Source organism: Halorussus ruber (assembly GCF_004765785.1).
In the GTDB taxonomy this organism is placed as follows: domain Archaea; phylum Halobacteriota; class Halobacteria; order Halobacteriales; family Haladaptataceae; genus Halorussus; species Halorussus ruber.
In genome coordinates this window covers 1-18813 of sequence record NZ_SBIT01000010.1, presented here as the reverse complement: position 1 = coordinate 18813, position 18813 = coordinate 1, and the positions used below count along the sequence as shown (strand labels likewise).

At 64.8% G+C, this 18813-nt stretch carries 20 protein-coding genes; 14 read left to right on the top strand and 6 right to left on the bottom strand.

Annotated elements, in window-relative coordinates:
- Positions 1–8 precede the first annotated feature (8 nt).
- On the top strand, positions 9–1874 hold the full coding sequence (locus EPL01_RS16285; RefSeq protein ID WP_135826347.1) for a PINc/VapC family ATPase: 1866 nt from the start codon (positions 9–11) through the stop codon (positions 1872–1874).
- A 416-nt stretch (positions 1875–2290) separates the two neighbouring features.
- A complete protein-coding gene (locus EPL01_RS16280) occupies positions 2291–2797 on the top strand; it encodes a pyridoxamine 5'-phosphate oxidase family protein (protein WP_168215935.1) in 507 nt (168 codons plus the stop codon).
- A gap of 21 nt (positions 2798–2818) precedes the next feature.
- Here EPL01_RS16280 and EPL01_RS16275 read toward each other — a convergent pair whose 3' ends face one another.
- Both EPL01_RS16275 and EPL01_RS16270 read right to left on the bottom strand, forming a co-directional pair.
- Complete coding sequence (locus tag EPL01_RS16275) at positions 2819–5422, bottom strand: efflux RND transporter permease subunit (protein ID WP_135826345.1); 2604 nt, start codon at positions 5420–5422, stop codon at positions 2819–2821.
- 120 nt (positions 5423–5542) lie between these two features.
- Positions 5543–5824, bottom strand: coding sequence for a helix-turn-helix transcriptional regulator (locus EPL01_RS16270; RefSeq protein ID WP_135826344.1), 282 nt, complete (start codon positions 5822–5824; stop codon positions 5543–5545).
- A gap of 216 nt (positions 5825–6040) precedes the next feature.
- On the opposite strand from EPL01_RS16270, the gene EPL01_RS16265 reads away from it, so the two are divergent.
- The 3 genes from EPL01_RS16265 (at position 6041) to EPL01_RS16255 (ending at position 9747) form a co-directional block, all read left to right on the top strand.
- The gene (locus EPL01_RS16265) at positions 6041–6349 is read left to right on the top strand and encodes an EMC6-like membrane protein (RefSeq protein ID WP_135826343.1); all 309 of its coding nucleotides are present in this window, start codon (positions 6041–6043) and stop codon (positions 6347–6349) included.
- 3 nt (positions 6350–6352) lie between these two features.
- Positions 6353–8167 (top strand): ribosome biogenesis/translation initiation ATPase RLI, encoded by a 1815-nt coding sequence (locus tag EPL01_RS16260; RefSeq protein ID WP_135826342.1) that lies wholly within the window; start codon positions 6353–6355, stop codon positions 8165–8167.
- A gap of 236 nt (positions 8168–8403) precedes the next feature.
- A complete protein-coding gene (locus EPL01_RS16255; protein ID WP_246045722.1) occupies positions 8404–9747 on the top strand; it encodes a hypothetical protein in 1344 nt (447 codons plus the stop codon).
- Between the two features lie 66 nt (positions 9748–9813).
- Here EPL01_RS16255 and EPL01_RS16250 read toward each other — a convergent pair whose 3' ends face one another.
- On the bottom strand, positions 9814–10335 hold the full coding sequence (locus tag EPL01_RS16250) for an archaemetzincin family Zn-dependent metalloprotease (protein WP_135826341.1): 522 nt from the start codon (positions 10333–10335) through the stop codon (positions 9814–9816).
- Between the two features lie 39 nt (positions 10336–10374).
- Between EPL01_RS16250 and EPL01_RS16245 the strand changes: the two genes are divergently transcribed.
- From EPL01_RS16245 to EPL01_RS16220, 7 genes are all read left to right on the top strand, one after another.
- The gene (locus EPL01_RS16245; protein WP_135826340.1) at positions 10375–10764 is read left to right on the top strand and encodes a UPF0146 family protein; all 390 of its coding nucleotides are present in this window, start codon (positions 10375–10377) and stop codon (positions 10762–10764) included.
- Positions 10765–10832: 68 nt separating this feature from the next.
- The gene (locus EPL01_RS16240) at positions 10833–11624 is read left to right on the top strand and encodes a formate/nitrite transporter family protein (protein WP_135826339.1); all 792 of its coding nucleotides are present in this window, start codon (positions 10833–10835) and stop codon (positions 11622–11624) included.
- Between the two features lie 60 nt (positions 11625–11684).
- On the top strand, positions 11685–12581 hold the full coding sequence (locus tag EPL01_RS16235; RefSeq protein WP_135826338.1) for a TIGR01548 family HAD-type hydrolase: 897 nt from the start codon (positions 11685–11687) through the stop codon (positions 12579–12581).
- Between the two features lie 53 nt (positions 12582–12634).
- Positions 12635–13003 (top strand): hypothetical protein, encoded by a 369-nt coding sequence (locus tag EPL01_RS16230; protein ID WP_135826337.1) that lies wholly within the window; start codon positions 12635–12637, stop codon positions 13001–13003.
- A gap of 454 nt (positions 13004–13457) precedes the next feature.
- Positions 13458–14126: an NADPH-dependent F420 reductase gene (gene npdG / locus EPL01_RS16225; RefSeq protein WP_135826336.1), complete on the top strand. Its 669-nt coding sequence runs from the start codon at positions 13458–13460 to the stop codon at positions 14124–14126.
- Between the two features lie 181 nt (positions 14127–14307).
- Positions 14308–14484, top strand: coding sequence for an HVO_0416 family zinc finger protein (locus tag EPL01_RS21795; RefSeq protein WP_168215934.1), 177 nt, complete (start codon positions 14308–14310; stop codon positions 14482–14484).
- Positions 14485–14609: 125 nt separating this feature from the next.
- Positions 14610–14738, top strand: coding sequence for a transporter (locus EPL01_RS16220; protein ID WP_135826335.1), 129 nt, complete (start codon positions 14610–14612; stop codon positions 14736–14738).
- Positions 14739–14775: 37 nt separating this feature from the next.
- Here the strand turns inward: EPL01_RS16220 and EPL01_RS16215 are convergent, their stop codons facing one another.
- Positions 14776–15666: a DMT family transporter gene (locus tag EPL01_RS16215; protein ID WP_135826334.1), complete on the bottom strand. Its 891-nt coding sequence runs from the start codon at positions 15664–15666 to the stop codon at positions 14776–14778.
- A gap of 202 nt (positions 15667–15868) precedes the next feature.
- Between EPL01_RS16215 and EPL01_RS22515 the strand changes: the two genes are divergently transcribed.
- Together EPL01_RS22515 and EPL01_RS16210 are read left to right on the top strand one after the other, a co-directional pair.
- Positions 15869–16030 carry a DUF7563 family protein gene (locus tag EPL01_RS22515; RefSeq protein WP_449272275.1) on the top strand — a complete coding sequence of 54 codons (162 nt, stop codon included), beginning with the start codon at positions 15869–15871 and terminating at the stop codon, positions 16028–16030.
- A gap of 120 nt (positions 16031–16150) precedes the next feature.
- Positions 16151–17977, top strand: a complete 1827-nt coding sequence (locus tag EPL01_RS16210) for a UvrD-helicase domain-containing protein (protein ID WP_135826333.1) — start codon at positions 16151–16153, stop codon at positions 17975–17977.
- Between the two features lie 383 nt (positions 17978–18360).
- On the opposite strand, the gene EPL01_RS16205 is transcribed toward EPL01_RS16210, so the two are convergent.
- Positions 18361–18606 carry a DUF7533 family protein gene (locus EPL01_RS16205; protein WP_135826332.1) on the bottom strand — a complete coding sequence of 82 codons (246 nt, stop codon included), beginning with the start codon at positions 18604–18606 and terminating at the stop codon, positions 18361–18363.
- A 92-nt stretch (positions 18607–18698) separates the two neighbouring features.
- Positions 18699–18813 (bottom strand): integrase core domain-containing protein (locus EPL01_RS16200; RefSeq protein WP_135826027.1); only part of this gene is annotated, 115 nt, incomplete at its 5' end.

The following is an 18813-nucleotide window of genomic DNA, read 5'->3' as shown; positions in this document are numbered from 1 at the left end:
AGAGGGACATGAACGTCTTGCCGGACACGAGCGTCGTCATCGACGGACGGATTTCCGAGCGCGTCGAAGACGGCGACTTCGAGGGCGCGACGGTACTCGTTCCCGAGGCCGTCGTGGCCGAACTCGAAGCGCAGGCGAACAGCGGTGCCGAGAGCGGGTGGGACGGTCTCTCGGAACTCCAGCGCCTCGCGGACCTCGCCGACGAGGAGACCATCGAGCTGAAATACGTCGGCGAGCGCCCCGACGCCACCGAGAAGGGACTGGCCAGCGAGGGGGAAATCGACGCCCTGATTCGGGACCTCGCGGCCGAACACGACGCCGTCTTCGTCACCAGCGACGTGGTCCAGAGCGAGGTCGCCGAGGCGAAGGGCGTCGAAGTCGAGTACATCTCGCCGCGGACCGACGACGACTCGGAAATCGGTCGGCTCTCCATCGAGGAGTACTTCGACGACCAGACGATGAGCGTCCACCTCCGGTCGGGCCTCGAACCGAAGGCCAAGCGCGGCGACGTGGGCGACATGCACTACCAGCAGATTCGTGACGAGGTGACCAGCGAGGAGGACGTCCGCGAAATCGCCCAAGAGATTATCGACGGCGCGAAGGAGTCGAACGAGGGCTTCATCGAGTTGAACGAACCGGGGATGACCATCGTCCAGTTCCGCGACTACCGCATCGCCATCGCGGAACCGCCGTTCGCCGACGCGTGGGAGATTACCGCGGTTCGGCCCATCGTCAAGACCGACATGGAGGACTACGAGTACGCCGACGAACTCAAAGAGCGCCTGCTGGAACACCAGCGCGGCGTCCTCATCGCCGGGTCGCCCGGTGCCGGGAAGTCCACCTTCGCGCAGGCGGTCGGCGAGTTCCTCGCGGAGAACGACTTCGCGGTCAAGACGATGGAGAAGCCCCGCGACCTGCAGGTCGGCCCGGAAATCACCCAGTACACCGAGTTGGGCGGCGAGATGGAGAAGACCGCCGACTCCCTGCTGATGGTCCGGCCCGACTACACCATCTACGACGAGGTCCGCAAGACCGACGACTTCGAGGTCTTCGCCGACATGCGACTCGCGGGCGTCGGGATGATAGGCGTGGTCCACGCGACCCGCGCCATCGACGCGCTCCAGCGGCTGGTCGGCCGGGTCGAACTCGGCATGATTCCCCAAATCGTGGACACCGTCGTCTACATCGAGGCCGGGGAAATCAACAAGGTCTACGACGTCTCGACGCAGGTCAAGGTGCCCGAGGGCCTGATGGAGGAGGACCTCGCCCGCCCGGTCATCATGATTCAGGACTTCGAGACGGGCCGCCCCGAGTACGAGATTTACACCTTCAACCGGCAGGTCGTCACCGTGCCGCTCAACGAGGGCGAACGCGAGGAGAGCGGCGTCTCGAAGCTCGCAAAGCAGGAAATCGAGCGAGAGATTCAGTCGGTCGCCCGCGGTGCCGTGGACGTGGAGGTGCAGGGCCAGAACCGCGCTACCGTCTACGTCACCGAGGACGACATCTCCTACGTCATCGGCAAGGGCGGCGGTCGCATCGAGGACATCGAGAACCGCCTCGGCATCGACATCGACGTGCGGACCCACGACGAGAAGCCCCAGTCGGCCTCGAGTGGGAGTTCCGGCGCTGGCGGTGCGGGCGCAGGTGGGTCGCCCGGCGAGGTCGTGACGCCCGAAATTACCTCCCGGCACATCGTCCTGCCGACGGATGGTCACTCGGGTGAGACCGTCGAGGTCGAGGCCGACGGCGAGTACCTGTTCACCGCGACGGTGGGCCGCGGCGGCGACATTCAGGTCTCGCGCGGAAGCGCGATTGCAGAAGAGTTGGAGCGAGCCATCGACCGCGAGCGCCAGATTCGGGTCGTCCGGAGCTAAAGCAGGTCTCGGACTCGCTCGACGTAGCCGTTTTCCGTTTCTCGACGGCGTTGGCATCCATTGCCCGATTCCCCGGTAGCAGTTAGCAACGACGGCAGACATAAGAAATAATTTCTCTAGTATATGTATTTGAGTTGTAAATAAATAATATTCTGTCCCTGCTTGCACTCGGTCATACTGCGGAGGCCCAGACCCGCCAGTGAAACCCCAACTGTGACACATATTCGCAAACATCGAGGAATTTTCACAGATAGAGAGAAGAATCTTCGAACATCTTCCACTCAGCCCGAGTCGGACAAAAGTCGTTGGTTCCGGTGGGGCGGTCGCTCTGTTCTCACGCCGCTGGAATCGGGCGGAGGTTAAACGTGTGTAGATATCGAACTAATTAAATGTCCGAAATGTCTCTAGAGATTCCAGTGAATAAAACTGAAGACGAAGAGACAGGTTACGAGGGGACGAGCGACGAGCAAGTGACCGAAGCGACGCCCGAACCGCCGGACGTACAGATGGCCCCGAAGGCGTCGGCCGAGCTTCTGGAGGGACAGGGTTGGGGGTGCCTGACGCTCGCCGACGGCGGGGAGGCCTACTCGGTCCCGCTGTCGTTCGGGTACGACGGGGATTCGACGCTCTATTTTCAGGTGCAGACCGACGACGACAGCGACAAGATGGCGTACATGGACGCGACCACCACGGCGACGTTTCTCGTGCCCGAGGTCCAACCGCCGGAGTGGTCGAGCGTGGTCGTCCGCGGCGGGGTCGAGCGAGTCCCCGACGAGGAGGTAGAAGCGGCCTACTCGGCGTTCGCGGACAACGCGTGGTTCCCGACGTGTCCGTGGACGGCCGACAAGGACCCGACCGAAGTCGAGTTCTACAAGATGGAGGCCGAGGAGCTGACCGGCCGGACCTCGGTGGCGGGCCAGTAGTCGCGGCCGACCAAACTGCTCTCAGTCGCCAGCGGTGCCGACAGTCGCGTCGCCGACCGGCGTGCCGGTGCCGAGATAGCGCCACCACAGCACCAGCAGACTCGGCAGGACGACCACGCTGGAGAGGAACGCGAACACGATGGTCGTCCCCGTGACCAGTCCGAACCGCTGGAGCGACGGTACCAGCGCGAACAGCAGGACGCCGAACCCGCCTGCGGTCGTGACCGCACTCGCCAACAGCGCGCCGCCGGTCCCGGCCAGCGTGGTCTCCAACGCCGCGGCCGGGGTTCCGGCGTTCGACAGTTCTTCCACGAATCGCTCGCTGATGTGGATGGCGTAGTCCACGCCGATACCGATGGCGATGCTGGCGATGATGGCGGTCTCGGTGTTGAACGGAATCCCGAGCAGGTACATCGCGCCCAGAATCCAGCTCAGCGCGAACACGACCGGAACCATCGTGACCGCGCCCAACGAGAGGGTGCCGTAGCGCCGGTAGAAGATGACCGTCAGGAAGGTCACGATGACTCCGAGCGTGATGAGGAAGGTCTGGACGAGCGTGGTCAGCAGGCCCTGCTGGACGAGTTCGTTGATGATGGGCTGGCCCGTCGCGGTCGCGGTCAGGTCGCTGTCTCTCTCGATGGTCTCGGCGACGGCCCGCATCTCGCTGGTGACGGTCCCCGTGTCGGACCCGCCGCGGATGGCGACCGCGAGGCGGAGCGCGCGGTACTGGCCGTCGTCGGTCCGAGAGACGACGCCCCCGGCCTCGTCGGGTGCCGCGGCGTAGAGCGCGTCGTAGACCGCGCCGAGGTCTCTGTCGGGAATCCCGTCGCCGTCGGTGTCGCGCGCGGCGACGACCTGCCGGACGGTCTCGTTGCGAGCCGAGACGCGCCGGAGGAGCGACACCGGCCCGTCCACCGAAGGGCGACCGCTGGCGAGCGTGATGGCGGTCGAACTCGCGCCGACCTCCTCGCGGGCCGCGACGAGTCTGTCGAGGGTGTCGGGCGAGGTGACCGGCCCCTCGACGAGTATCTGGACCTCGGAGCGGTCGCGCGACTGGACGAACTTGTCGTTGAGGAAGACGACGTTCTCCCGGAGTTCGTAGTCGCCGGGTCGGAGCGGACCGGGGAGCGAGTCCATCCAGTCGGGCGAGTCCCGCGGCAGGAAGTCCACCTGATTGATGGAGGTATCGATGTCGGTCGCGGCGTAGCCACCGCCCGCGCTCGCCACCAGTGCGACGAGGACGACGGCGACCGGAACCTTCCGGGCCGCGGTCGCGCCGACGCCGAGGAGTCGGTTGGCCGCGCTCCCGCCGGTACCGAACGCCCGCTTGCGCCGGTCGAACCCGAACCGTTCGAGCAGGCCCTCCAGTTCGAGTTTGAGCGCGGGCAGGAGACCGGCGAAGACGACGAACGCCGAGACGATGCCGAACGCCGAGACGAGACCGAACTGCCGGATTGACTCGATGGGACTCACGAGGTTCGAGGTGAACCCGACCGCGGTGGTGAACGTCGTCGCCGCCAGGGCGACCGTCACGCCAGCGAGACCGGCACGCATCGCCTCGCGGGCCGAGCGGTCCGACTCCTCGGTTCTGGCCTCGCGGTAGCGCATCACGACGTGGAGCGCGTAGTCGATAGAGAGGCCGATGAGCAGGAACGGGACCGCGATGATGATTTGGGTCACGCCGATTCCGGCCCAGCCCATGAATCCGCCCATCCAGACGAGGACCAGCAGGGTCCCGGCGAGTCCGAGAATCACGTCCAGCAAGTCCCGGTAGGCGACCAAGAGGACGCCGACGACGAGCAGGAATGCGAAGGGCGTGATGACCGCGAAGCTCTCGCCGGTCGCCTGCCCGGACCGCTCGCTGACGATGCCCGCGCCGAAGGCGAAGGCCTCGGTGGACTCGACCGTCCGGTCGGCGATATCTTGTGTCGCAAGCTGAGCGGACACCACGTCCTCGGGAAGCGAGTCGCCCCCGGTATCGGCCTGCTGGAAGACGAAGACCACGCGCGCCGAGGCCGTCGTCGTCCCCGGTTCGTAGTCGGTCGCCAGCAGGGTGAAGGGGTCGAACGGCCCGGTCGCAGTCCGTTCCGGGTCGAGGACGCCCAAGAGGACGCGGTCGATTTCTGACTGGGACATCGACTCTAGCTGCGCTATCTGGGCGTCCAGCGTCGGCGGAGCGGGCGGCGCGCCAGCGTCGCTCGGCGGTCCGGCGCTCGCATTCGATTCACCGTCGCCCGACCGCTCCTGTCGAATCGCGGCGGTCGCAACGAGGTTCGAGAGGCCGACGGTCGATTGTCCCTCCCGGAGCGTCCGGTTCACCGTCGCGTTCTCGCGGAGGCGCTGTTGGAGGCGGAGCGTCTCCAGAAGCGACTCCTTGGTCAACACGTCGTCGCCGCGGACGACGACCTGCACGACGGAGGTGTTCTCGTCGTCGGTCGTGAAGTTCGCCTCGATGTAGTCGAGTTTCTGGGCCTCGGTCGAGTCGCTCCCGAAACTCGCAATCGTCACCCCCGAGTCGATGCTCCCCGCGCCGTACCCGACGACAGCGGTCGAGACGAGGAGAACGAGGAGGACGACTCTGCTGTACGTCGTCAGCGCGTCGGCGTAGCGGTCGGCAAAACCCATTACTTCGAATTTTCCCTCGCTCGATATAAATGGTCCCGCTGTCGGTCCGGGCCGACGGCCCGAACGCCGACGAACAGTCGCGGAGAAACGACCGCAATCGCAGTAGAATCCGATTCTCCCTCAGTCTGCGCAGTTCGCTTTCTCGCACCCCTCGGCGGTGGTTTCGGTCGGCACGTCGATTTCGTAGAGGTTCTGTCGAGCGTCGGCGAAGTAGACGTCCTCCTCGACGACTTCGAGGTCCTCCAGTCGTTCGAGAGCGTACCGGACCGTCCGCGCCGACAGCATCGACTCCTCGACGATTTCCTTCTGGGTCAGCGCGCCCTTGTATTCGAGTACCTTGAAAACCAACTTCGCGCTCGGCGGCAGGTCGTCGATGTCCTCTAACTCGGACTGAGTTGCCATCGTTACGAATCGAAACACGCCACCAGCATAAAAGTATTGAGAACGTCTGGCACTCGGTCGGCGTCCGGCGTTGCGGCGAGCTATCGATTCGGCGCGACCGGACTGGAAACAGGTGGCGGCCAGCCAAACGGGTGGCGGTCAAACGGGGAGCGGCCAAAGGTTGGAGGCGAATCAGAAAGGTTGGGGTTTTTGAGTCCGCGTCCCCGAGGGACACGCATGGCGACCGAACAGGTATCCGAGCGGCGGTCGGCCCACATACGGGGCGTGACGGTGACGGCCGTCGCCACGCTGGCGGGCGTCGCGGCGGCGTTCGTCTCGGCCGCGTTCCTCGGGCTGGCGGCCAAGGACCAACTGGGTCTGGCCATCGTGGCCGGATTCGTCTTCGTCCAGTTGCCGGTCCTGCAAGTGTTAGGTATCGACGTCGAGGATTTCTCCACGAAGGACCACCTCTACGTGCTGTTTATGACCTTCTCGATGTGGTTCGTGACGTGGACCATCCTGCTGACGAACGGAATCACCTTCTAAATCATGGCAGACGACAGTATCGCGGTCGTAGACCTCGAACGGTGTCAACCAGACCGGTGTAGCTACGAGTGCAAGAACTACTGCCCGCCGAATCGGACGGGCAAGGAGTGCATCACGCTGCGCGGCGAGGACGCCGACGAGGGCGACCCAGACCAAGTACACATCAGCGAGGAGATTTGCCTCGGGGAGACCTGCGGTATCTGCGTCGAGAAGTGTCCCTTCGACGCTATCGAGATTATCAACCTGCCCCAGGAGCTACAGGACGACCCGGTTCACCGGTACGGCGAGAACGCCTTCGCGCTCTACGGCCTACCGGTGCCCCTCGAAGGGCAGGTCACGGGTATCCTCGGGCCGAACGGTATCGGGAAGACGACGGCGGTCAAGATTCTGGCGGGCGAACTCGCGCCCAACCTCGGCCAGCACGCCGACCCGCCGGGATGGGAGGCGGTCCTCGACGCCTATCGGGGCACCGAGCTACAGGACTACCTCTCGGCGGTCAAAGACGGACAGGTCAGCGTCGCTCGCAAGCCCCAGTACGTGGACAAGATTCCGGACCGATTCAGCGGTCCCACGTCCCAACTGCTGGAGAACACCGACGAGCGCGGAGTTCTGGACGACCTCCTCGAACGGTTGGAAATCGAGCACGTGATGGACCAGGACATCGACAGCCTCTCGGGCGGCGAACTCCAGCGAGTCGCGCTCGTGGCGTGTCTGGCCCGCGACGTGGACTTCTACTTCATCGACGAGATTACGCCGTACCTCGACATCAGCCAGCGCGTGAAGGCCGCGCGACTGATTCAGGAGATGGCCGAGGAGCACGACAAGTCGATGCTGGTCGTGGAACACGACCTCGCAATTCTGGACCTCGTGGCGGACAACCTCCACGTGGCGTACGGTGAACCCGGCGCGTACGGTGTCATCACCTCGCCCAAGTCGGTCCGGAACGGCATCAACGAGTATCTCAAGGGCTACCTCCAGAACGAGAATATGCGCATCCGGCCCGACGCCATCGAGTTCGAGGAGCACGCTCCTCGACAGGTGACGCGGTCGGACACGTTGATAGAGTACCCCGACATCTCCAAATCCTACGGCGAGGGCGAGTTCGGCCTCGAAGTCGAGGGCGGCAAGATTCGGGAGAACGAGGTCTTGGGCATCGTCGGCCCGAACGGTATCGGTAAATCGACGTTCGCGCAACTGCTGGCGGGGCGACTCGAACCCGACGAGGGCGACGTGGACTTCGACCTCGACATCGCCTACAAGCCCCAGTACATCGAAATCGACCAGCCGATGCGGACCGACACCTTCCTGCGGTCGATTACCGACCGCGTGGGGTCGTCCTACTGGAACACCGAAATCGCCCAACCGCTCCAGTTGGAGCGCATCATGGAGCAGCAACTGACCGACCTTTCGGGCGGCGAGCGCCAGCGCGTCGCCATCGCGGCGACCCTCTCTGAGTCGGCGGACCTCTACCTGCTGGACGAACCCTCGGCGTACCTCGACGTCGAACAGCGCGTCCGGGCGACTAACGCCATCCGGCGATTCGCCGAACAGCAGGACGCGACGGTGATGGTCATCGACCACGACATCTACATGATAGACCTGCTGGCGGACCGCCTGATGGTCTTCGACGGCGAACCCGCGGTGCAGGGTCACGCCAGCGAACCCAAGGGGATGCGCGACGGGATGAACGACTTCCTCGCCAACCTCGACATCACCTTCCGACGCGACGAGAACGTCGGCCGACCCCGCATCAACAAGCCGGGGAGCCAACTCGACCGCGAGCAGAAGAAGGAAGGCGAGTACTACTACGCGCCCTGATTTTTCGGGGTTGGGTTTTCTCTTCTCGGCGCAGTTTCGCTCGACGACGTTCGGCGGAGCGTCTCGACCGGCGACTGCTGGACGCTTTGGGCCGCATGGCAAGCGGTCACGACGACTGTGGGGAAAGCCCCACTCCGAGAACAGGACGCATCCGGTCGGCGACAGAGCAGACCGGGACGCGCGTCGTCCATCTCAGAACCGAACGATTTTCGTCAGCGAACTCATAACCCCACGTAGTGACACGTCTCCCCGACTGGCTCGGAACCGGGTCCGAACGCCGAGCCAAGATGTTCGCGTGCTTCGCGGTCCTCTGCCTCGCGGTAGCGAGCGTCGGCGTGCTGGCGGCACCGGAGAAACCTCGCCTGACGATTGCCGCCGAATCGCCCGAGTCGAACACCCTCGTCGCGCTACAGGGGTACAAACACGAAGGCGGCGTCGTCGAGTTGACGCCGGAGGGAGACGTAGTCTGGGAGTACCGCGAACCAGACGACGCCTTCGACGTGGAGGCGCTCGGCCCCGACCGGATTCAGCTGTCGGCCGCCGACGAGATTCCCGACGCGGAGTGCCCCGACCGCTACCGCAACGACGGGTTCAAAAACTGCGTCCGAAACAGCCTCCGCATCCTGAACAAATCGACCAAGGAAGTCGTCTGGGAGTACTCGTGGCACGACGCGGAACTCCACGAGCACGAACTCCACGACGCCGACCACTATACGAAGAATGGCGAGGACCGCTGGGTGCTGGTGGACATGGGCAACGACCGCGTGTTCGCGGTCAACCGCCAGCAGGAAATCGTCTGGCAGTGGAACGCCACCGACACCTACGACCGGCCCGACCGGATGGGTCCCGAGAGCGACTGGACTCACATGAACGACGTGGACCGCATCCGGCCCGGCGTGTTTCAGGTCAGCCTCCGGAACTTCGACACCGTGGTCGAGCTTCACGTCGAGAACGGGACCGAACCGGACGACCGGGCGGTGACGGTCGAACCCGTCGTCGGCCCGAACCAGTTCGCCGGGAAGGGCGAGATTCTCTACGAACAGCACAACCCCGACCGACTCGCGGACGACCACCTCCTCGTGGCGGACAGCGAACACGACCGCGTCGTCGAGTTGAACGCCTCGGGCGAAGTCGTCTGGGAGTTCGGCGGGAGCGCGACGCTGGACTGGCCGCGGGACGCCGACCGGCTGGCGAACGGCCACACGCTCGTCACCGACTCGTACAACGACCGCGTGGTCGAGGTGAACGAGAACGGCGAAATCGTCTGGGCGGTCGAGACCGGCGACCTGCCCTACGAGGCCGACCGCCTGCCAGCGGAGTGGAACGACAGCGCGCTCGCGGAGGGAAGCCGCGACCACCCGACCGCCACCGAGGCGAATCTGGCCGACGGCGGCGAGGAGTCGCTGGTCGAGCGCTACCTCGGGTTCGTCGTCGCCGTCTCGAAGTACGTCCTGCCGACCGGGATGGGCGAGCAAGTGCCGTGGCTCGTCCTCAGCCTCGTCTCGCTGGTCGGCGCGACCATCGAGGGGATTCGGTGGCGACGGCGTGCGGACGAGTCGGGGACAGTCAGCGGCGTGTAGAAATATCTCTTTCAATCTTAGAGAACGGGTTTGATTTGGGAGAGAAATAGAGCGTTAGTCCACGGACTACAAGACTTCCCGCTGGCACGACCCGCAGAGGTTCTCCTCTTTGACGTCCACCTCGCGGACGGTCGGCGAGAAGTTCATGACACACCGCTTGTTGTCGCAGTGTTCGAGGCCGAGCGTGTGGCCGATCTCGTGGACGACCTCCTTGCGCACCCGGTCGGAGAAGATTTCGCCCGCGCTCCGGTTCGAGAACCCGCCGTCGCTGGACGTCTGAAGCCGATAGGTAGAGATGACGCTCCCGTTGCCGTCGAGATAGGCGAGACCGAAGACGTAGTTGCGGCGGCGATAGAAGAGGTCCTTCGGCGTAATCGCAATGTTCTTCTCGCCCGACCCGACGCGCCCCGCGAGTTCGATGAACTCCTCGGCGCGGTACTGGTCGCGCTTCTCGTCGTGTGAGCCAGAGGGAATCGGCTGGGTTTCGTGGATAGTAACGTCGCAGTCGTAGACGGAGCGCAGGGCGGTCGAGGCCTGCCGCTTGACCTTCGCGGACAGGTCACCGACCGGGACGACATCAACGAGCATGGGAAACACTATGCGGGAGCGGCCCATAAACTTCCCGCCGTGCGTCCCCCGACTCGCCAAGCCGTCGTCGCTCGACTCGCCGCGTTCGACACCGCCGTCGAGGTCGGTATCGGCAACCGGACCGACGTAGCGAGCGCGCTGGCCGACGAAGGCACGACTGTCACCGCGACCGACGTTCACCGGCGCGAGGTCCCCGAGGAGGTGCGGTTCGAGCGCGACGACGTCCTCGACCCGTCCCTCGAAATCTACCGCGACGCCGACCTCCTCTACGCGCTGAACCTCCCGCCGGAGTTGCACCGGCCCCTCCTCGACGTGGCCCAGAGCGCCGACGCCGCCTTCCTGTTCACGACGCTGGGCGGCGACCCGCCCGCGATTCCGGTCGAACGGGAGACGGTGCCGGGGGAGACGATTTTCGTGGCTCGGGAGTAGTCCCCTCGAACGAGGCTGACGCCGAGCCCGCCAAGAGCCTTTTCACCGCGTCTACCGACACAAACCACGTGTCCGTCGCGCCCGACCCAGTCGAAATCTTCGACCGAGCGGTCGAGGAGGGCGAGCGCCGCCTCGACCAGTCGATGCTCGAACTCGTCGCAACCAGCTTCATCGCCGGGTTCACGGTCGTCTTCGGCATCGTAGCGCTCGGTATCGTGGAGGCGTTCGTCGAACCGGGGTTCGGCCACGGCATCGCCAAAATAGGGGGGTCGCTGGCGTTCGGCGTCGCGCTCGTGTTCCTCGTGGTGGGTCGAACCGAACTGTTCAACGAGAACTTCTTCGACCCGGTGGCGAAGGCGGTCGAGGCCGACGACTCGTGGCTGGTCGGGCCGCTCGTCCGCCTGTGGTCGGTCACCTTCGCGCTCAACCTCGTCGGCGGCGTCCTCTTCATCGCAGTCCTGTCGGTCGAGGGCGCACTCCCGACGGGGACGCAGGAGGCGCTCGTCACCTTCGCCCACGAGGTCGTCCACCGGCGGACCAGCGCCGAGTTCGCAAAGGGCATCGTCGGTGGGACGCTGGTCGCGCTGCTGTCTTTCCTCCTCGAAGCGGTCAACAGCGTCGCCAGCAGAATCGCGGTGGCCTACGTCGTCGGCGTCCTGCTGACGGTCGGGGTCTTCGACCACGTCATCGTCACGATGCTCCACGTCGTCTTCGGGATGTTCTTGGGCGCGAACATCGCCCTCGGCGAGTTGGCCGTCACGACCGGCGTGGTCACGGCCGGGAATCTGGTCGGCGGCCTCGGACTGGTGACGCTGACTCACGTCGCCCAGTGGAAGGGGGCACGGGAGTCAGACGGGTGAGACGGTCGAGCAATATCGGCCTTCGGAAGACCCTTCAATTCCGGTTTACTACCCTCGCTCATGCAAGTCGACGCTGTCGTGCTGGACATCGACGGGGTGGTCGTGGACGAGTCCGACTCCTACCGACGCGCAGTCGTAGAGACCGTAGAGCGCGTCCACGGCGACACCATCGGGAAGGACGAGACCCAGTCGTTCAAGGACGCTGGCGGGTTCAACAACGATTGGGACGTGACCTACGCCGTCGCGCTGTTCCTCCTCGCGCGCCGGGAAGGCATGGACCTCGACGTCGAGGAGTTCACCGACCGAATCGCGGCCCGGCGGGCCGAACGCGAGGACACCGAGGCCGCCGACGGTCTCGACGCCGCCGAAGCGGTCGTGGACGAGGTCCTCTCGGAGTCGGCCCGAGAGCGCGCCCGGGCCGACTGGGACCCCGAGCATCTCCGCGAGGTCTTCCAGCAGCTCTATCTCGGTAACGACCTCTACGCCGACATCGAGGGCGGAGCGCCGACGCTCGACATCGAGGCTCCGGGGTTCATCCACGACGAACCGATTCTGCTCGAATCGGAGACGCTGGACCTCCTCGCCGAGTATCCCCTCGGCGTCGTCACCGGTCGCCCCCGGGACGAGGCCGACATCGCCCAGCGCCGGGCCGGACTCGACGTGCCCGAGGACCGGCGATTCACGATGGACGACTGGGAGGAGGGCAAGCCACACCCCCACGCCCTGACGACGCTCGCCGAGCGATTCGGGGCCGAATCGGTGGTCTTCGTCGGCGACACGCTGGACGATATTCGGACCGCCAGAAACGCCGCCGAGGAGGACCCCGCACGGGACTACTTCGGCGTCGGCGTGCTGACCGGCGGCCTGACGGGCGAGGAGGGCCGCCGGAAGTACGAGGAGACGGGCGCGAACGCCGTCATCGACTCGGTGAACGACCTGCCAGAGTTGCTGGAGTGACCCGTCGGACCTGCTGGAGTAGCTTTTTGTCGTCGCTGTCGGTGGCTTCGGGCATGGACTGGTCCCGACTCAGAAGCGCGATTCCGGACGCGCTTCTCGCCGCGTTCTTCTTCAGCGCGCTGTTCTCGCCGCCCGACCCGATTACCCAACTGGTCGTGGTTCCCGTCGTCTTCCTCGTCGCACTCGCGGTGGCCTACCGATACGATTCGCGGCTCTACGCTCGCGGCTGGAAGCGACACGTCCTGTTTCTCGTCTCCGTGTTCGCCACGCAGGCCGTCTGGGACCTGCTCGTTCGCACCGAGATAGTCGTGCCCTCGTTTTACTCGCCGGTCAGGCTGGCAGTCCTGCTCGCGGGGGTCGCGTTCGGCGCGTGGCTGGCGTACTCCGGCGGGTGGGCGAAACTCACGAATCGAGAGTCGTAGCGGCCGCGGATACGAGCGCGGCGGTGGACAGACCGCCAGCGGGCGCTCGGCCGACCAGTCGCCGTGGGATGCGACCGACTGAACAGCCGCCGTGGATGAGCCCGGTCAACCAGCCGCCGTGGGTGGGACTGAAAGGGGCCGCGCGGTTCGCGTTTACTCGGTTGTCTCCGATGGGCCACTATTCGGCGCGCGCAGGACTGCGCGCGCCGAATATCCCTCGGAGCGACCGCGAACCGGGCGGGGGCTTTCGAAGCCTTCGACTCGGATTTCTCGACTGTACTCCCGACGGCAGGTCCTTTCCGGCGGTGCCTCCCGACTGCTTCCGTCAATATAAGGATACAATGCTAAAGAAAACAAAAATAATTTCAAGACGATTGTATGTAATTGTATTGTGTAACGTCGCAGGTTGCCGGAGTCAGGAAACCTTACTTTCCGCCCGCCCGGAGGAGGGAGTATGCGAATCGCACTCCTCGGCGGAACCGGCGACATCGGACAGGCCCTCGCGCTCCGGTGGGCGCGAGACACCGACCACGAGATTCTCATCGGCTCCCGGGACCCCGAGCGGGCTCGCGGGAAGGCCGACGAGTACGAGACCGAACTCGACAGCGTCGGCGTCGAGCGCGAGGTCAAGGGCTTCGCCAACGAGATGGCGGCCGACCGCGCCGACGTGGTGGTGCTGGCGGTGCCCGCCTTCCACGCCCGCGACACCGTCGAGGCGGTCGCCGACCGAATCGAGGAGGCCGACGTGTTGGTCTCCCCGGCGGTCGGGATGGACCGCGACGAGGAGGGCTTCCACTACAAGCCTCCGAAGGCCGGAAGCGTGACGAAACTCGTCGCCGACGCCGCGCCCGACGAGGTCCCCGTAGTCGGGGCCTTCCACAACCTCTCTGCCGACCGACTGGCGAACCTCGACGTGGAGTTGGACCTCGACACGCTCGTGGTCGGCGACGACGAGGACGCCGTCGAGACGGTGCGCCAACTGGCGGACCAAATCGAGGGCCTCCGCGCGCTGAAGGCGGGCGGCATCGCTAACGCCGCGGAAGTCGAGAGTATGACGCCGCTGCTCATCAACATCGCAATGGAGAACGAGGGGATGCACGACGTCGGCGTGACGTTCAAGTAGCTCCTCATCGCTCGGTCGCTCGTTTTTCCGGCCCGAAATAGCCCTCCCGTAGCGACGGTTAGGCCGGTCCTACCGCGTGCTACAGGTTCCGACACGTGAGAAATCAGGGATTTCCATATCGCTCTAGTTCGAGTGTGAGACCAACACGGTTATAAGGATGGTGTGCATTAGCATACCATGTATGGCGACCGCACCGACTGGCGACGACGACCTCTTCGACGAGTTCCTGTCCGAGCGTGGTCACGAAACCGAGACCGTCGGCTGGCAGGACGACTATAACAAGAAAAAGTGTCCGGAGTGCGGCGGGCTTCACGATACGTCTGCGAGCGAATGCTCGGTATGCGGTTGGCGACCGTAGTTTCGGTCGCCTCTCTCGGCGCGGTGGGGGAAACGAACCGTAACTGACCGACGGCGGCTTTTTTCGGCGGCGAAGCCTCGACAACGCGAGCCAATCGGTTTCCGGCTACGAGTCCTACCGAGGATATGGTCCGACTCTCGACCTACGTCATCCTCGCCGGAGTCGTGATGCTGTTCGTCCCGATTCCGCCGATTGCGACCATCCTCGGCGTCCTCACGATAGGCATCGGCGTCGTCATGCGTTTACTCGGGTAGAGACAGAGCTACAACGCGGTGATGAACCCGCGCCGAACTACAACGCGGTGATGAACCCCGCGCCGACGACGATGAGCGCCGCGCCCGCGACGACCCCGCGGGTGACTTTCTCCAAGTCCTGCAAGAGGAGCGCCGCGAAAATCGTCGTGAAGAGCGGCGCGGTCCCGGCGAGGGGGTCCACGACCGCGACCGGACCGCGGGAGAACGCCTCGAACAGCGACAGGAGCGCGACCGCCGTAATCGTGCCCGAGACGGCGAAGTAGCCGTAAGTCCGGCGCGGCATGTCGAAGACGTCTCGCCGGTTCGCGGCGAGCGCGTACCCGGCCAGACCGACCAGCGCGGCGGTCTCGTTGACCGTGACCGCCTGCAGGGTCGTGGCGGGCGTCGTGTCGAGGCCGAACTTCCGGACGACGTTACCGACCGCGAAGGCGCAGGCTGCCGCGACCGGAAAGAGGAGGTCCCGCGGCTCCCATCCGGAGATGTCGCCGCCCTTCGCCAGCGTGAGGACGACGAGTCCAGCGACCAGCACGAGGACGCCCAGCACGGTCGCAAAGTTCACGGCCTCGCCGAGCCAGACCACCGCGAGCGCCGTGGCGAACAGCGGTCGGGTGCTGACGCCCGCGCTGTTGACGCTCGCGCCGACCCTATCGACGCCCGTGAACACCGCCAGACGCCCGAGCGAGGTGCCGACCAGTCCCGCGAACGCGAAGATGCCGAGAGTCCACGGCGAGAGGCCGCCGAGAGGATTCCCGCCCTTCAGGACGAGGAGCGCAGCCCAGTAAATCGCGGAGTCCACGAGGACGACGACCAGCGACGCCTGAACTGAGGTCCCACCTGCGGCCATCCCGCGCTTGGAGACGATGGGCGCGAACCCCCACAGCACGGCGGGCAGCAGCGCGAACGCCAACACGTCGAGGGCAGGTGCCATCGTCCGTACTCGGGGCTAGACACCCTTATTCAGACCGGTCGTGGAGAGCCGAGAGCAGTCTAGGAAGAATAATTATAAAATTACTGTTTTTACCACCGTAAACCGCGTTTCTCGGCTCAGCTCGTCTCTATCGGCAGTTTGAGGCGTTCCGGTCGGTGTCGATAGAAATATAGTGTAAGATTTCAGTAGTGGCATAAGAGAAATGCCTGAATGTCAGAACTGCGGTTCGTTCGTGACGGACGCGTACGCCCGAGTCTTCACACCCCGCGAAGTAGAGAACCCGCGCGTCTGCCCCGAGTGCGAAGACAAGATTCGGGACGGGAGCGAAGTCCGCGAAGCGCGCTCGCCCCGAAACACCTCGTAGCGCGGCGAATCGGTCGGTTTTCCGTTAGCGAACGTCTCTCGGGAGCCGCGGCGTTATCGACGAACGGCGTCAATCCGATTCACGTCGTTTTATGAGTGCGGGGGACATGGAGTTGGTGTAATGAGTCAAGACACGGACGAACAAGTGACCCGTCTGTTCGGTGGCCCGGGAAGCGGGAAAACCACCGAACTGCTCGACCGAGTCGAGGCGATACTCGACAAGGACGACGTCGGCGTCAACGACATTCTGCTAGTCTCGTACACCCGAGCGGCCGCAAACGAGGTCCGGGAGCGTCTGGCCGAGCGACGGGACCTCAACCCCCGGTCGCTTCAGGGGTCGGTCTGCACGATGCACGCGAAGGCCTACGAACTGCTCGACCTCTCGCGCAACGACGTTGTCGGCGAATCTGACAAGAAGGAGTTCTGCGAGGACTTCGGCATCGAGTTCGAGGACGAGTACAGCGGCGCGGGTCGCCGGACCGCTCGCTCGACCACCCTCGGCAACAAGATTATCGCCACGAGCCAGTGGCTCCAGCGGACCAGTCGAGACGTCTCCGACTGGTACGACGTGCCCTTCCAGTGGAACGACGAGGAGGTCCGCCTGCCGCCGGACATCGACCCGAACGCCCAAGAAGGGAACAAGTACACCCCGACGTGGCCCAGCGACGACGACCGACTCGACGTGCCCGAGGCCATCCGCGGATGGCGCAACTACAAGGGCGAGAACGACCTGGTCGGATTCGCCGACATGCTCGAACGGGTCAAACAGCGCTCGCTCCTGCCGAACGTCGACTATCTGGTCATCGACGAGTTCCAGGACATCACCAGCCTCCAGTACGACGTCTACGAGGAGTGGAAGCCCCACATGGAGCAGGTCCTCATCGCGGGCGACGACGACCAGGTCGTCTACGCCTGGCAGGGCGCGGACCCCAAACTCCTACTCGAAGAGACCGGCGACGACGTGATTTTGGACACTTCCCACCGCCTCCCCTCCGAGATTCTGCGCGTCGTCCAGCAGGAGGTCCGCCACATAGACGAGCGCCAAGAGAAGAACCTCTCGCCGCGCAAAGAGGGCGGAACCGTCGAGCAGGTCGATAGCCCCTCGATGCTCGAACTCGTCCGCAACGTCCGGTACACCATCGAGGAGCACGACGGGACGCTAATGTTGCTGTTCCGGGCGCGCTACCAGATGTTCCGGTTCATCGACGAGTTCATCGACGAGGGCGTCCCCTTCAAGTGCCTGACCGACCAGCGGATGTGGACCGACCGCCTCCAGCAGTACGTCGACGCGGTCGAGAAGGTGGACAACGACGAACCCATCACCGCCCTGCAGGCCCGGCGGTTCGCCGACATGCTTCAGGACTCGGCGTTCGGCACCAACGAGCGCGACGACCTCTTCGACGCCATCGACGAGCGCAAGGAGGAGGCCGACACCGACGACCTCGCCGAAATCGAGGTCGAACCCGACTTCGTGACCGACTTCGCGCCGTTCATGCCCGGCCCGGCCTCGGCCGCCGACATGGTCCGGAAGGTCACCAGCTTCCAGAAGAACTCGATGCGGGCCTACTTCGGCGGCGACTACGAGGGCATGGACGCCGACCGCGTCCGCATCGGCACCATCCACTCCGCGAAGGGTCGTGAGGCCGACCACGTCTTCGTCGCCACCGACCTGACCGAGAAGGTCGTCGAGCAGATGGCCGCCACCGTGGACGGGCCGGTCGAGGGCGAGGAGTTCACCGCCACGACCGACCCCGTGCCGACCCTGACCGACAACGAGCGGCGGGTCTTCTACGTCGGGATGTCCCGCGCCCGAGAGCGGTTGGTCGTCATGGAGAACCTCGTCGGCGGCGCGCCGACCCTCCCCATCGACGTGCTGCTCTACAACGAACCGAACGGCAAGGGCGTCGAGGACGTGCTGGAAGAAGTCGAAGAACCGCCCGCGCAGTAGGTTTCGTCCGAATAGGCTGTTTTCGGCTTTCACGAAATTCTCTCTCGTTTCTGCGACTCACTTGATTCCCGGCGCGCGCTGGCGTGCCCTCCGTGGCACGCCAATCCGTGCGAGGTCTGCGAAAGCGTAGCGACCGCAGGCTCGGCAGAGCTCGTCTCTGCCGGTGGATGACTGAACGACCGAACGAAGTGAGGGAGTGAGGGAAGAGACTGGGGAGGTGTGAGGTCCGCGGTGGCGGTGCGGTTGCGGTGCTGTGCGGTGGCGGTGACTCCTGTGCTCAAGCCTGAAGCTAGCTCTACTGAGTTATCCCCTTCAAAAGTACTGTCCGGTCAGCAGAAGACATATTCACCACAAGCGTCGGTACAAATTGCCACTCCAAAAGCTCACTCCTCGTCGTCCGGCGTCTTCGCCACTTTGCCGACGGTCTTCTGGGCCACAGCGCCCGGCACGTCGGTCGGGGTCGTCAGGTACTCCTCCAGCACGACCATCAGGACCGCCACGGCGACGAATCCGCCGCCGAGGAGCGCCTTGCCGTCGAGGAGGAACTGGACGCCGAGCAGGCCGACCGGAAGCGCGAAGACCAGCGTCGCCGCGAGTTGAATCGTGCCGATGATGCCCGGTTTGTTCATCACCCGTCGGTTTCGGCCCGGGCGTCAAAAACCCCGCGGGGACGAGTCGTGGGCGTGGCGAGGTCCATAATTATTTGTTTTAGAGGCACTGTCTAGTTACGCACCTCCTGAATCGGGGTGCGTCCATCGAGTGCTTGATGCGGTCGTTGTGCGTTATAATAATGGGTGAACTGTACAAGCCACTCGCGGGCGCTTTGCTGACTGCCC